13 protein-coding genes are annotated in these 13,823 nt (G+C 62.9%); 4 read left to right on the top strand and 9 right to left on the bottom strand.

Annotated elements, in window-relative coordinates; all coding sequences use genetic code 11:
- Nucleotides 1-6: 6 nt before the first annotated feature.
- From HMP06_RS04585 to yhhA, 3 genes are read right to left on the bottom strand one after another with little or no spacing between them, the layout of a single operon-like run.
- The gene (locus tag HMP06_RS04585) at nucleotides 7-999 is read right to left on the bottom strand and encodes a hypothetical protein (RefSeq protein WP_176496038.1); all 993 of its coding nucleotides are present in this window, start codon (nucleotides 997-999) and stop codon (nucleotides 7-9) included.
- Nucleotides 996-3,101 carry a cyclophane-forming radical SAM/SPASM peptide maturase YhhB gene (gene yhhB / locus HMP06_RS04580; protein WP_176496037.1) on the bottom strand — a complete coding sequence of 702 codons (2,106 nt, stop codon included), beginning with the start codon at nucleotides 3,099-3,101 and terminating at the stop codon, nucleotides 996-998. The genes HMP06_RS04585 and yhhB overlap by 4 nt, the downstream gene beginning before the upstream one ends.
- 9 nt (nucleotides 3,102-3,110) lie before the next feature.
- On the bottom strand, nucleotides 3,111-3,281 hold the full coding sequence (yhhA, locus tag HMP06_RS04575; RefSeq protein WP_176496036.1) for a YhhA family cyclophane-containing RiPP: 171 nt from the start codon (nucleotides 3,279-3,281) through the stop codon (nucleotides 3,111-3,113).
- Between the two features lie 290 nt (nucleotides 3,282-3,571).
- Here yhhA and HMP06_RS04570 point away from each other — a divergent pair, with 290 nt between their 5' ends.
- The 3 genes from HMP06_RS04570 to HMP06_RS04560 all read left to right on the top strand — a co-directional run bounded on the left by HMP06_RS04570 (nucleotide 3,572) and on the right by HMP06_RS04560 (nucleotide 5,173).
- A complete protein-coding gene (locus tag HMP06_RS04570; RefSeq protein ID WP_176496035.1) occupies nucleotides 3,572-3,892 on the top strand; it encodes a hypothetical protein in 321 nt (106 codons plus the stop codon).
- Between the two features lie 196 nt (nucleotides 3,893-4,088).
- Entirely contained in the window at nucleotides 4,089-4,283 is a 195-nt protein-coding gene (locus HMP06_RS04565; RefSeq protein ID WP_176496034.1) for a hypothetical protein, read from the top strand.
- Nucleotides 4,284-4,375: 92 nt separating this feature from the next.
- A complete protein-coding gene (locus HMP06_RS04560; RefSeq protein ID WP_176496033.1) occupies nucleotides 4,376-5,173 on the top strand; it encodes a hypothetical protein in 798 nt (265 codons plus the stop codon).
- Nucleotides 5,174-5,304: 131 nt separating this feature from the next.
- Here HMP06_RS04560 and HMP06_RS04555 read toward each other — a convergent pair whose 3' ends face one another.
- The 5 genes from HMP06_RS04555 to HMP06_RS04535 form a co-directional block, all read right to left on the bottom strand.
- The gene (locus HMP06_RS04555; RefSeq protein WP_176496032.1) at nucleotides 5,305-5,736 is read right to left on the bottom strand and encodes an alpha/beta fold hydrolase; all 432 of its coding nucleotides are present in this window, start codon (nucleotides 5,734-5,736) and stop codon (nucleotides 5,305-5,307) included.
- A 207-nt stretch (nucleotides 5,737-5,943) separates the two neighbouring features.
- Nucleotides 5,944-6,936, bottom strand: coding sequence for a hypothetical protein (locus HMP06_RS04550; RefSeq protein ID WP_176496031.1), 993 nt, complete (start codon nucleotides 6,934-6,936; stop codon nucleotides 5,944-5,946).
- Nucleotides 6,933-9,608, bottom strand: a complete 2,676-nt coding sequence (locus HMP06_RS04545; RefSeq protein WP_176496030.1) for a S8 family peptidase — start codon at nucleotides 9,606-9,608, stop codon at nucleotides 6,933-6,935. The genes HMP06_RS04550 and HMP06_RS04545 overlap by 4 nt, the downstream gene beginning before the upstream one ends.
- Nucleotides 9,565-10,539, bottom strand: a complete 975-nt coding sequence (locus HMP06_RS04540) for an AAA family ATPase (RefSeq protein ID WP_232089864.1) — start codon at nucleotides 10,537-10,539, stop codon at nucleotides 9,565-9,567. Before HMP06_RS04540 ends, HMP06_RS04545 begins: the two co-directional genes overlap by 44 nt.
- Before the next feature lie 88 nt (nucleotides 10,540-10,627).
- Nucleotides 10,628-10,960: a hypothetical protein gene (locus HMP06_RS04535; protein WP_176496028.1), complete on the bottom strand. Its 333-nt coding sequence runs from the start codon at nucleotides 10,958-10,960 to the stop codon at nucleotides 10,628-10,630.
- A gap of 732 nt (nucleotides 10,961-11,692) precedes the next feature.
- Here HMP06_RS04535 and HMP06_RS04530 point away from each other — a divergent pair.
- Nucleotides 11,693-12,625, top strand: coding sequence for a hypothetical protein (locus HMP06_RS04530; RefSeq protein ID WP_176496027.1), 933 nt, complete (start codon nucleotides 11,693-11,695; stop codon nucleotides 12,623-12,625).
- Here HMP06_RS04530 and HMP06_RS04525 read toward each other — a convergent pair.
- Nucleotides 12,622-13,749, bottom strand: coding sequence for a hypothetical protein (locus tag HMP06_RS04525; protein WP_176496026.1), 1,128 nt, complete (start codon nucleotides 13,747-13,749; stop codon nucleotides 12,622-12,624). The genes HMP06_RS04530 and HMP06_RS04525 overlap by 4 nt on opposite strands.
- Nucleotides 13,750-13,823 lie beyond the last annotated feature (74 nt).

Raw genomic sequence — 13,823 nt, 5'->3', positions numbered from 1 at the left:
CCCACGCTACTCATAGAGTTCCGGCAGCGCTGACCGTAGCCGCGCGTCCGCTGGCCGCCACATCTCGGCGGGGAAGAAGCCGGGCGAATAGGCAACCACAGCGTCAACAATCCGATCGACGACGCCCGCCTGCCGAAGCGCGGCTGCAACCGCGTCAATGCGTGCGAGGACCTCGGTGATTGGAGGATCAAGCCTCGGAAAACGGTCAGGCCAGTCGCCATCGCCGTCGTATCGATTGTTAAAATAGTCCATGTCCACGTGAAGAAGGATGGGTCCCGGTCCGATGTCCTCCAACCACGCCGACAGGTCGTCGGTCGCTCTAAAGCGCCCCGGGCCAGGAGACGACGCCTGCAAGAGATTTATGGCGGGGCGTTCGCTTCCTGGCGCAAGCAGATCGTCCACCACCGTCGGGCGCTCGATCGCGTGGTCGACCGTTTCTGAAATCTTAGGAGCCTGACCAAGATGCCGGACGTCGCAACTGGCGAACTCCCACAGAAACGGGGTCATGAAGCTGCCCATACCGACAGCTCCGCTTTCGCAGGCCGACCGCACGGATGACGGATCACGGACATCAAAAAGCCGCCCCGTGATTAGGTCCCGAAACCCGTCGTCGTCGACAACCAGACGCGGCGAGCCAAGGTCGCGGTGGTCGTCGATGTGCAGAATCGTGATGGGATCATTGGCAGCTGGCTTGGCCCGGTCAGCCCATTCGCTCCAGCTGGGAAGCGTCCAGGTGTCGTAAAGAGCGGTGAGGACGCGGCCACTGCGACATCGAGCCATCGCCATGCTTGAAAGAGAGATTCTACCCCAGTCCGCCAGAACCTCTTGGATACGGGTGTCGACGTGCCGCTCGGGCGCATTGGGCCATGCAAGCTCAAGACGCCACCCCGAGCCATCAAGCGAGGCCTCAGCATCCTTGTCGCAGAAATAGTCGCGCAACCGACCGTGGCGAGCGTGCAGTTCCAGCGGTAGCGCTTCAAGAGGCACCCGGAGCGTCACGCCGCTATTGGAAGCCTGCGCTCCCTGCTGGCAAGGACGTCGACCAGGGCACGACCCGCTGCGGTCAATTGGCTGTGCCTCAGGGTCTCGAAGGCCTGCTCAAGGTTGCGCTCGGTATCCTCGAGCTGTGCGACGGCGCGGTTGTGCAGACGCGAAGGCCCGCGATCACGCACGTGTTCCCAAAAACGCCGGAGCTCCACGAAGACAAAGGCCGCATGCAGCAGGCCCGACGCCGGCCGGAGCTCCTCACGCCATGGAGACACCACGAGCGCGCCCGGGACGGTCGTCGGGTGACGGCGCTCAAATAGGTAGAGCTTCTGATGGCGGTATTCATGCACAAGGGAATCCGCGAGATCGAACACGTCGACGAGACCGCTCCCTTGCCTGATCGAGACGTAGAGCGCGCCCGGCACGGAGTCGTCGCTGAACGAGACGATCTTGTCAGGGTGCGCTGTCGGATCCCTCACGAACTGGACTGCAGAACATATCGCCTGCAACTCCTCAGCCAGCGCTGGCCGCCATTCATCAATGATCCGGAGCGCTTGCAGGACCAGCGCGCGACCGCGCTGCGCGACGGACTCGTCCTCAAACACGATGGTGGCCCCGAAAGGCTTACGCAGCCACGGGTCATCTAGCGCGACCTCAAGCGACCCGACCGTCGGGACAGCAGCGGCCGAATGCTCAAGGTATTCGTCGTCAATCTCGATCGCTTGCCCAGCCACGTCGCAAATGATCCGTCCTTCGCCTCGGCCACGCACCGCGCGCTGCCACGCCACGGTGCCCGCCCGACCGGCGATCCTTCGAATTTGATCGACAGGCGGTCCGATGCAAAGGTCAGCAAGAATGTCGAGGGCCGCCCGGAGCCCGTCGGAATCATCCGCCAGGGCTTCCTCACGAAGGTCGGAGACGACATTACGGCTGGTCTCCGCCATCTCGAACTCGCCAAGGTCGAAGGCCGGGACGGCATCGTCGGATTTCGAGGGTCCGACAAGACCTTCGTGCAGACGCTTCCGGACGTGAGCGACCAGCGCCTTCATCTCCGCACAATAGACGGTCGGATTGTCGAAGCCACCATTGCCGAAGCGGTGGGGTAATGATCCCCCGCCACAGACGTCGACGATGTCGCAGTCGCGGCAGGCCTCGCACAATCCAGACCGTGTAAGCATGCGGCGATGAGCCGCGAGCGCAGTGGACGACGCGACCTGCTCGATCGAGGTATCCATCACCGATCCGACCAGTCGCGTCGCACCGGCACCCGCTACCTTGAGGACGTCGAGATCGTGCCAAGTCCCGTCGGTCTCGAGCGTGACGAGGCTCACGTCACCGAACCCAAATGCATCCGTCCCCGAAGGAAGACCGGCGATCACATCCAAAAGGGCCTCAAAAGTGCGCACCCTCAATTCAGGATAGCTATAGAACCAAGCATCGAACGCCTCGATCAGCCATCGCTCATAGAGCCCGGGGTCCACAAGCCGGCCTGGTGGCAGATGATCGTGATGCGAGTCGGGCAGAAGAAAATCGAGCTGCGGAACCCCGTGCGCCGCGAAGAACGAGAGAAGCGTCTCCGGTTTAACCGATGCGTCGATGACCGCAATGACCCCTGAAAAGACCGAGGGCCGGAGCTTGAGCCGTTCCAGCGCTGCTTCGACGCGATCATAGCTGGACCGACCCTTGCGCGTCTTGCGATGCAGGTCATGCGCACCACGCGGACCATCCATGCTCAGAGAAACCGCGATGCGTTCGGACTCAAAAGCATCGAGCGCCGCATCCGTCAGGATCAAGCCGTTGGTCTGCATGCCAACGTCTAGTTCTACTCGGGGGCCGACGGCTGCCCGAAGTGTTCGCGTAAAGTCCACGATGCGCGCATGGCCGACGAGCAAAGGCTCGCCGCCGTGGTAGATGACGGTAACCCGATCAATCTCTGCAGCAGCCGTGTATTCGGCGATGCGCCGCGCGAATGCCGCTTGGCATTCGTCGGAAAGTAGACGCGGCATAGTGCGCCAGCTCTGGTCGGCGTGATGATACACGTAGCAATAATCACAATCGAGATTACACCTCGACGCGATCTTTACGAGGAAAGATGTGATCCTCGCTCCGGGCATGACCCAATCCTATGAACGACTGTGACGGTGGTGCATCCGGTCGTAGCTCGTGATGACATCGCTTGCAGGCGTGCCGGTGACGACGCGATCGCGAAGCCGCTGAAGGGCGGGGTTTGCAGAACGGGAAGCTATCACCGCGGAGCGGGTGGAAGCAGCGTTCCGGTCGATCACTTCGGACATGATGTGTTCTCCTTATCTTCCTGGCGGTCTAACCGTTCACATTCGATAATTCAACCGCCATGTCGTGACCGAAACGGGTTGTGCGGTTGAGGCTGAGTTCCACGAGTGTCGCCACCAGGCATGATGCAGCGTGGATGCCGAGAACAACATTTTCAGCTCTTTCCCTGTTTTTCCTGCGTGCCGTCCCTCATATGCGTGGCGTGCGATACGCAGGTATAATGGCGGGCAAAAGCATTAAGGACGACCCTCGGGCTCAATCAGTCAACTATGTGACTCCCGGGAGACGCTCGATGCCGAACGCGATTGAATTTGAACAGGCGGCAATCCGTAAAGCACGTTTCGATCGGCGGACCAAAAGTGTTGTCCGCAGGGCTCGAGACAACCCGCTGAGCGCTGAACAGGAAGGCTTGATTGACCAGAAAGGTCTCAGCACGGTATTTAACGCAGCCACCGATCCCATCCTTCCAACGGCGCCACTTTTCACAGCTGCCATAGATCGACTAGCGGTGCACTCCAGCTACAACGCTTCGGTCACAACCGAGCTCGATGGCATGTCGAATGAGATGGGACCGGAACTCGCCGCGATACGCGCGGAAATCGCGCCATATTGAACCGGTGCCCGGCGCTCCCAGTGGGAAGTTCTGACGGTCCAGATCTCGACGCATGCGGTACCGCGCATCGCGATCGACGTCGGCATCCATGACCGCGCGGCTTGAAGCGGTTGACGCAGGCAATGTTCAGAGCCGGCGTGAGCGACGGTGGGATCGTAAATGTGGTCTCGGCTCGTAATTACGACGGTCGCGACAGATGAGCATCGTCATAATGCTCATAGTCGCGCTCGCCTTCGTTCTTATCGGGAGCGCCATAATCATCGCACTCGCGCGCGCGACGGACGAACGGAAGATATACGCGTTCCGCATGGTTGGCGTTATGGCGCTCGCACTCGGTGTCGTGCTGATCATCTCGGCAAGTGCGATGTGGCGCTGGGCCACGACCGCGTGATCAACGCGATCCCGTCAGGCCTGCGATGAGCATACACGCCCCCTACGGCCTCCCAGATCACACCGGTTGGATCCAACACCCTAACCTTCAACATGTCGCACCCCAAGCGCGGCGGGACGCCTCCATTCTCGCTGAGCGACTTCAAGTTCCAGCTGTCGGGCGGCTCGCCCAATGTGAAGCCGCAGGTTGCGAGGACCCTTTCCGTGGGTTTCATAATCGAACCAGCGTTCGCGCACGGCCTGCGCATCTCGCTCGACTACAAACGTTTACGAACCTCTCGAGAAATCAGCGACTACTCCGTCCTCGACCCGTCCTACATAGTGGCTCACGAGGACCAGCTTCCGGGTCGGGTCGTCAGGGCGTCGCCAAGCGCCGCGGACATCGCCAAGGGATACACCGTCGGCAGAATCACTTTCATCGACTCCACATACCTTTCCGTTGGACGGTCAAGCCTCGAGGTCGTAGATACCGCTGTCGATTACAGCCTGGCGTCCCCTATCGGCGGCTTTCGAGTCTTCGCCATCCCCTACATCTCGCATCACCTCGATCCCTCGCGACGTGACCACAAGTCTCCCGAGTATCTTGCGCTCAATCCGCGCGGCAAAGGGCTGGTGATCTTCTCGGCCTGTTCCCATGCCGGGATCGTGAACGTGCTTCATGCCGCGCGGCGCGACATGCCGGATGTTCCGATCCATGCCGTCATCGGCGGCTACCATCTGTCGGGCGCTAACGAAGCCATCATCGGCAAGACCGTCGCCGACTTCGCTCAGTTCGACGTGGACCTGATACTACCCGGCCACTGCACTGGATGGCGCGCCGTGAATGCATTCGAGCGCGCCTATGGCGCGAAGGTGGTGCCGATCGCCGTTGGTATGAAGATCGCCATCTAGGTCCTCCGGCATTCCGAGTTAATCCGCGGAGCAGCTATCCCAACGCCAGATCTCGAGCGCCGGGTTGATCCGGCGACGAGGGTTTCGGGAGCACGTACGCCGCGACCGGCCACGTTACGCTTCCCGAGGGGTCAGACACCCTCGCTCCCTATCGGAAGCCCCAGGAGCGATTGGCCATCCTTAGGCAGATAAGCCGCAACGTAGACCAGCGTCTTGATCCGGGCCGGTTCAGCCTCCGCTTCGGCGGAGATCGGGAACCCGGCGAAGCTGTGGCCGACGAGAACGACTTTGCCCTTCTCCTGGTCCACCATGGCCGAAACGGCCTTCTGGTAGAGGGCGAGGCTCACCTTTTCGGGTGCGACCGGATTTCCGGGCCGGCCCGGCAGATTGACCGTGCGAACACGGAAGCCATCCTTCTCGAGGCCGGCTTCGACCTGCCCCCAGATTCCGGCCGTCTCCCAGGCGCCATGGACGAGCACCACCGTGGGCTTCGTCTGCGCAAAAGCCGGCGCTGCCGCGGTGATCGTCAGAAGCAGAACGGATGCGATCGATTTCATCTTCATCGAAGTCTTCCAAGGCTACCCCGGGACACACAGCGTGCCCGGTTGTCGTCTTTGAAATAATCCAGCTGGAGCGCGCTTCACATTATACACTGATGCAGTCGGTCGCGGGTGTTCTGCGGGCAATGCCAAGCCCTCCCCCGCGGTGGTCAGACGATATCCGTGCCCGCGGAAACCCTGTCCGTAACCCCGCTGACCGAGCGCACGCGGTCAGCTAGCGCTGGTCGATCTCTTCGGCCTGGGTCTAGGCTTCGCTATGGGTTTGCCGTCCGCGACAGCCAGACCGTTCCGACCTGCGGCCCTGATGGCCGAAGTACCGGTCTCGGCCGTGCTGTCCGTCACTGCGAAGACGATGGTGTTGTATGGGGCGATGTTGCCGTCGGCGTCCACGAGCGCCATCGTGCTCGGATCTAGAGCCCACCGGTCCCACCTCCACATGTTCTCCCCGGGGACCTGCACGACCACGTAGGATCCCTTCCGCAGGCGCGCCGACGTGCGGGACCCACTGAAATCCAGACCCAGCTCAAATTCCTGAACCTGCTTGTTCCACTCGCGCCGAATGAGATTCTGGGTGACGCCACCAGCGAGCGCGACGAGCTGCGGCAACGCCGGTTGCACGGTGCCCATCAGCTTGAGCCCCTCCTTGAACAGAGAACTCTGCAGCACGTCGATGATCGCCTGATCGCCCTCGTTGCTTAGAAGGACGGTGCGGACCTTGAAGGAGAGACCGTCTCCGGGAACCGTCAGACCAGTGAAGATCGGCAGCCCACTTATCGCTGCCGACTCCTTGTCGCCCACCTTGAGCACCGTTGCGAACCGCAGGTCCTGGGCTTCTGCACCGGCCTGATCCCGACCCTCGAAATCGATCAGCACCTTATGTTTGCCAATTATCCCGGGATATGCAGCCACGCGGAATCCATCGAGCGTTACCTTGATCTGCCGACCGACGAGCGACGGGTCAGCCACGGACCGGATCGCCGGCGTGACCGGGATCAGACCATCATCGTTACGTCCTGCCTCGATGAAGCCGTAGACGTGCGTCGAGTAGTTCCAAGGCCTGTCGAACAACGCTAGACCCTGGCCCCGGGCACCCGCCTCAAGTAGCTCCCGCGCCCCATCGATGTCGCCAAGGTGCTCGAGAAAGGCGGCGACAACCGTCTCGCTCTGATGGCAGAGGCTCAGCTGCTCGTCGAATTCGGTCATGTTCTCGTCCTACTGCGGCTGCGGAGGCGATCGCGGATCGTGTCACGGATATCGCCCCTTATCGTATCGGCGACCTCGATGGTTACCGCGAGCGCATAGGGCACCATCAACTTCGTCATCCCGGGCATGTTGCAGTTGGCCTGCACGTTGATGACGAAATCTCCCCTCTCATCCATAGGGACAGCCTTCCTGTTTCCCTCATAGACCGCGTGGATCAACGTGCCGCGACGCGCGAAACCGACGGCGGGCTGGAAGCCCACGCGCTTCATCCCCTGCCAGAGCTGCGTCTTGCCGCTATCGTCGATCATATTGAGACCAATCGTCCGGTATTGCGAACTATTGGGCGTAACCGGCGTGAGCCACGCCAGCGTGACGACCACCTTCCTGAATTCGGTCGACGCAAAGAACTCGTCCGGCAGTGGAACACGCCACTCGTGGCGACCCTTGATCCCGATCGAATCCTCGCCGAGAAGCGTGACACGATGCGGACCCCCGAGCGAAATCCGGCTCTCGTCGATCGGCCCGTAGCCGATCGCCCGCGAGACTGCCTCCTTCCGTCTGGGCAGCGAACCCGCCGACGAGTGTATCGAGGCCATGTCCCGTCCCAGCTCTCCCCAGCTTGCCCCATGACCGATGAGCGCCTTCAGCACGGACGCCGCCGTTGGCCTGGTATACCATGGTCCTCCCGCGTTGATCGGAGAGTCGTCGAGAACGTCCCCGATGAGCAGTCCAGTCCGGGTTGCAAGCGCGGCGGCGTTGCTAGTGCCGGCCGACAGACGGGTCATCGTCAGGTCGCCATGATTGGGGTCCGGCGTTGCAACGCTCTGACCAAACCTCGCAGGATGCTCTCGACCGTGGACCCGCAGGATCTGGCCCTCGGTCGGATGTGCGACCTGGCGGCCACCTGGAAGCATCACGTCAGGCTTCACCGATCGATTGAACCCATGACCAAGCCCTGACGCCAGGTTGGGCGCTTTGAAATCCACAAACGGATCGGTCGCATTCCCAGTCAGCCTATGCGGCGATCCGTCGCTATGCGCGGCCGCCACGGTGAGGCCGTTCACCGACTCGGCAGGCGAAAACAACGTCCGTTGTGCCTTGGCCGCGTCTATTGCCCGCAGGATCTCGCCACGCCGATGCTCAGGCGTCGCCAAGCGCATGTCCGCGCCAGTCGGGTAGCCGGGCACCTCAAACGTGTCACGGATGTTGCCCGCGCTGACGACGAAAAGGACCTTATACTTCCACGCCAAATGATCGAGCAGCCGGGCCCATGGGCTGACCGTCCCCGCGAACCCGAAGGCCTCGTCGCAGATCGAGTGGTTGATTATCACGACGTCGGGTCCGCTGGCAGGTTGCCCCCCTGTCCCCTCCTTCAACTCGATCACCGCGCGATGAATGATGCCGAGCGCGAGCTTGTCACGAGGCGGCGCTTCGAAGCCGCCGTCGGGCAGGAGGACAGGCACCACCTTCAAGCGGCGGTCCAGTGGCCCATCGTCGTGATGGAGGTCCCCGCGAAGTATGAGCGACGACATGGCGGTGCCGTGCACCCGCTTGCTCAGCGGGGCAAGCGTGTCAGCCACGTCAAGCTCTATGACGTCGAGCCGGTTGCGCAGCTTCACGTGATTGGAGACAGGCCAACCGTCAATAAGCGCTCCAATCGAGGCGCGGACGGGGTCCTCCGGGCCCTTGCCATCGTCCAGATCCTCGTCGGTGACGAGGTCCTCAAGACTAAACCGGAAGCCGCTCTGCGGCCGGATCGACATGATGTCGTCATCCAGCGCCAACGGTCCCGAACGCTCGACGATCGCGTCCACCGCTGCGCCTGGAAGATGCACGAGCGCCGAATGATACAGGATTTCGTCGATCCGTAGCTCATCCAGAATGGCTCCTCCCAGTCTTTCGACCGTGTCGCGGAGTTCACCAACGGCACGAGCGCGGGTCAGCGCGTCGCCCCGATACCAGAGATCGACTTCGACCCGCAGGTCGTCTCCCGCGTGGCGGCTCTGTTCGAGCTTCAGGCGCTGCCGGGCGGCCTCGCCGATGCGGTCCTCCGGGCCCCAGGGACGAATGTCGTGTAAAAGTCCAAAAAGCCCCCACCAGTCACCATGGCCATCCGGTGGAGACTTGTTGGCCTTGAAGAGGTCCCACAGGTTGCGCAGGCTCCGGAACGTCTCCCGCGTCGGCATGCCCAGATACAGCGCCCCGCCCGACTCCTCGTTTGCAATCGCGAGATCATCCTCGCCACCATCCCGATCGTCGAGCAGGAAGTCGAAATCGTCCTCATCAAGTTGGTCGGTATCGTTCTCCTCCCCGTCCTCGTCAGGCAGTCCAAGACCAGGATCGAAATACGAGCGGACCCCGCGGAGGATCGCAACCTCTTCGGCCAACCATTCCAACCCGATCTTCCTCGCGGCGTTCACGAATCGCTTCGGTGACCCTATGATCTCGATCACGAGAGCCCGCTCCGGGGCCAACGACGAAGGATTGTCGAGCACCTGGATGTCGTCGCGATCGAGAATATTCGCGAAGTCGCGATCGATCCGGCTAAGCCGCGCTGCCTGCGTTTCAGGAGCGACCGTATAACGGCGGCGCTTGTCTTGACGACCGTTTATTCTAGCAAGACCGTCGTCAGGTGTCCGAGTGAGCGGTAGGATCTGGTTCTTGTCGGCCATTCTCAATCGCTACCCCTGCCTTCGGACCGAACCGCTTCTTCCACACCTTTAACTGCTGCGCGACGACGACGTTCGGCAGCCCGTTCGACAGAACGATCTTGCGCTTGACGTCCAGCAGGAACTCCTCCGCCTCTGCGTAGCTGCCGCCTTCCAGACCACGGGCAAGTGCCGCCGGATCGACACCGAGCGCTCGGCGATCCGCACCGACGTGCTCAAGCCAACGCCGGAGATCCGCGCGAGACGGCATCGGCAGTTCCAGTCGAAGCTGGAAACGACGCCAGACCGCGCGATCAAGCAGCTCGGGATGGTTCGAGGCGCACACGATGACCGTGTAAGACGGCAGGTCGTCCATCTGCAGCAGCAGCGACGACACCACGCGCTTGATTTCGCCGGTCTCGTGCACGTCGCCACGCTCCTTGCCGAGAGCGTCGAACTCGTCGAGGAAGAGCACACATGGCGTCGCGCGCGCGAAATCGAACACCCTGCGTAGCCGGGCAGCCGTCTCACCGAGATAGCTGTCGATCACGGCATCATAGCGAATGGTGAAGAATGGCACGCCGAGATCGAATGCGATCGCCTCCGCCAGTGTCGTCTTGCCGTTTCCGGGCGGTCCCGCGAGCATGACCCGGTGGCGCGGATCGAGCGAATTCGCACGGAGCAGATCGGCGCGACTCTGCTCTTCGATCAAATCCCTTACCTGCCCCTCCACCTCGGGTGGCAAGGTCAGGTCCTCGAGGCTTCGGCGAGCGGGCCGCTCGATCAGCAGGTCGCGGACCTTATCGGGAAGAACGCTGCCGCCGACAGCGCGCGGAGCCTGCCGCGGGCGAGGTGCCACTGCGCCGAGCGCCTTGGCGAGACGATCAGCAAGCGTGTGATGCTGCTTGCCGCGTGCCTCTGCGACCAGCGCCGCGACGGTGCGCTCGAGCTTCACATGATCGTTCTGTGCGCCGGCCTCCGCCAGCTGAACTACGAGGTCCGCTCTGCTCATCTGTCACCGCAATCGGCCGAATCCTCTCGATTCAACCGCCTTCTCGTTGTGGGCCGCTCCGGGTCCGCTCGTCAAGATCAAGCAGATGAACCAAGTGTAACAGATATCCGCGCAGTTTAGTAACACTTTCTCGATCGAGATGAGCGACTGTCTCGCCGTCGGATCCGTAGACGTCAGCTCTTCCAGGTGGAGGCATCTGTGTAAGCATGCGACGCATCAGCGCTGGCCTCGGAGTGCTGCGCCCGGTGCGATAGCGCCAGAGATCCTGTCGCGAAATACTCAGTTTGCGCGCTACCGCGGTGTAGCCGCCGACCGCCTTTGCCAGACGTTCCAGCCCGGCCGCCACATCGTTGTCCTCTGCCATGCCCAGGAGTTGGACGGTCCGAGCCGAAATGGCAAGCGAAAGGTGTTACTCTGTAACGTTATATGTAACGTTTAAGTCTTGCGTATTGCACGAATCCCGGCGGGGCGACGCACTGCGGCTGGCAAATCGCTGGCCTGATCCGCAAAAAGACCGGAGCTCCGCAGCACCGGGGAAACCTAAGCGTGGTGCCACGCCGCTTGGCTCCATCTGCGCTCACCATCGGCTTCCGCGCCGCACCAAGGGCGCGGCCGCCGGAGCTCCATGCCGACGTCAGAGGCACCCACAAATGATCCGAAGCGCGGCTTCAGGCCGTGGGAGTTTCATTGCGATGGAAGATTCTGATGAGAAAACAGCATGCAAGACATCGATCTGACGGGCGTGGACCCGCGCCGCTGGCCGGAGATCCGTCGCCGCGTCGCCGCGATGACTGCCGACACCGTAATCGGACGCGGCGACGGCCCAAGGCATAGCGAGCGAGAGGATCGGCGCACGCGTTGGCGTCCTCGCAAAAAGTTAGATCGGGCCTGGCCGTCGACTCCGACCGCGGAATGTCATTCCGCAGCGGGATCCGCACTTTGATCACCGCGGCCGCCCCCGCGAAACGCCACGGTGACTACTGCGAGCACCTTGCCGGCGAAAGCGTCGCGTCGGGGGCAAGGCCGCACGCGCCGAACCACTCTTGGCCGCTCATGATCTCACCCACCTCAAGCCTCCCATTGGAAGAGAAAACATATGCAGAAGGACATCGATCTGTCCGGAGTGGACCCAGCGCGCTGGCCTGAGATCCGTCGGCGCGTGGGCATTCTCGATGAATTCGTGGCAGTCCACCGCCCTCCCCTGGAGGTCCGGGCGGCATTCGCCAGTCGGATGGGTCTTTCGGTCTCACAGTTCCTTATGCTGGCACGCGTTTGGCGCACGACGCGGGACGCATCGGCAATCCCGGGCGCGCGCTCGAGGAACGCCGTCGCGACGACGAGGCGCCTGCCCGCCCGGCCGCTCGAGGTCGTGCGGGAAACCATCGACGCACTCGGACCCACGGCGCGACGGAGGATCGTGCTCGCAGAGGTCGCCAGGCGGTGCGCGGCCGAGAGCGTAGCGACGCCATCGGACAGCACGGTCGACAATCTACTCGCAGACGCCCGGGCGAACATGGTGTCGACCCCCGACGTCGCCGCCGAGACGCTCATCGACGAGTGCGCCGTCAAATTGCCAGTCGCTCAAGGTGCCGAGATCATCATGCCACGCCTGTTGATCGCGATCGCTCTGCCAAGCCGCGTCATCATGGCCACCCGGGTAAGCTGCGATCCGGACATCCCGCCGTCCTTCCCGGATTTGCTGACGCAACTCGACGCCATTGGTGCGGCAATCCCGCCGATCCGGGCACCGCACTACAACGACGACCAGTCCGGTCCCGATCAATCGGGCAATCCAGCGGACGACCGACCCTCACTCAGGCGCGTGCTCGGCAATCGGCTCGGGAACCTCCAGATAGTGCACCGCGCGTCGATGGCGAGGCCGGGGACGGCGCTCGTCGCATCTCGTCACGCTTCCGCCATCACGACCGCCGACGCGGTGGCGGCGATCGGCGCGGCCGTATCGGCGCACAATGCGCGACTGGTCGTCAGCGGCGGTCAGAGAATAGAGCCGACCGCGCCCCGTCCCTAGGCATCAGCGAGGAACTTCAGGATGCGTAGCGTGTCCGGCGCGGGCCGCGCGGAACCCTCGGCCACGCTGGCCGCCATCACCGCGGCGTTGTGCTTCGCAACGCCCAGCTCAATCGCAGTAGTCGCATCGGCGTCATTGTACTTCAGGCCGCTGTCGGAGACTGCGTCGCTCTCCGTCCGCGCCCGAAAGAGCCTCAAGCCGCCCACAGCGTCGCCAGCGACGATCTTGAGATACCGGCCGAACCGGCGACCAGTCCCGACGATTCCGAAGAACGGTCCGGTCCCTCCTGCCTCATATCTCGCGCGCAGAGACATCAAGGCGTCGCCGTCGGCACCCGCGACGACATCGATGCGTTGCGTCCCGTCGGCCCAAGGCCAAGCCGCGGCCTCCGGCGCGGAGATCCGCCGCAGAGCATCACGCGAGGCTCGTGCATAAGCTGAGCGGCTGTCGCCCACCTCGCCGACGCTAAATCCTAAAATCAGTCGCGACGTGCGGTCGACGACCGCAAACATGATATGGTGTCGGCCATCCGGTCGCAGCAGCTCGCAGGCCGACGCGTCGAGGCCGGGTCGGAGGCCGACGAGCTGCTCGGCGCGCTGCCGGCGCCGCTCGCGCTCCACCATCGTGCGCAGCGTGTTCACATGGGGCAGGTCCGCACCCACGAGACGTGGATCAGCGGCAAGCTGCGCGACCAGCCGCGAGACCTTCGCTTCCCTGCCGCCCGACGCCACCACCCCGGGCAGGATCGACTGAATGGTGTTCACTACATCGCCGTCCAGCCGCGATCCCCGCCGCCCCGGCCGCTTCGCGAAGGTGCCGAGCGAATGCAGCGTCGACGATGCCTTCCACGCGGCCGCGATCTCATAGAAGCGGCTGACCGCGACTTTGGCCTCCCGCGCCGCCTCCGCCGCAGTCAGCTCGCCAGGTTCGTCGACCCAGCGGCGCAGAACAGAGATTCGCGCGAGCGTCGCCAGCCGCCTGTCCGTGGGCATGCCCGCCCACAGTTCGAGCTCCTGCTCATCGGGCGCCCGCCCGAGCGCAGCGCGAAGCGCGCCATCGGGATCAAGTCTGTCCTCCGCAGCGGAGCGGATGTCCGTTTGACCAATGCGGTTCCGTCTAGCCATCCGAAATCGCTACAGCGCTCACGTAAAAAATACAACAATAATGCAGAATAGGGGTTGCACCCGTAGCTTTTACA

The organism is Sphingomonas sp. HMP6, assembly GCF_013374095.1.
Classification (GTDB): domain Bacteria; phylum Pseudomonadota; class Alphaproteobacteria; order Sphingomonadales; family Sphingomonadaceae; genus Sphingomonas.
This window is presented reverse-complemented; position numbering and strand designations above follow the sequence as displayed.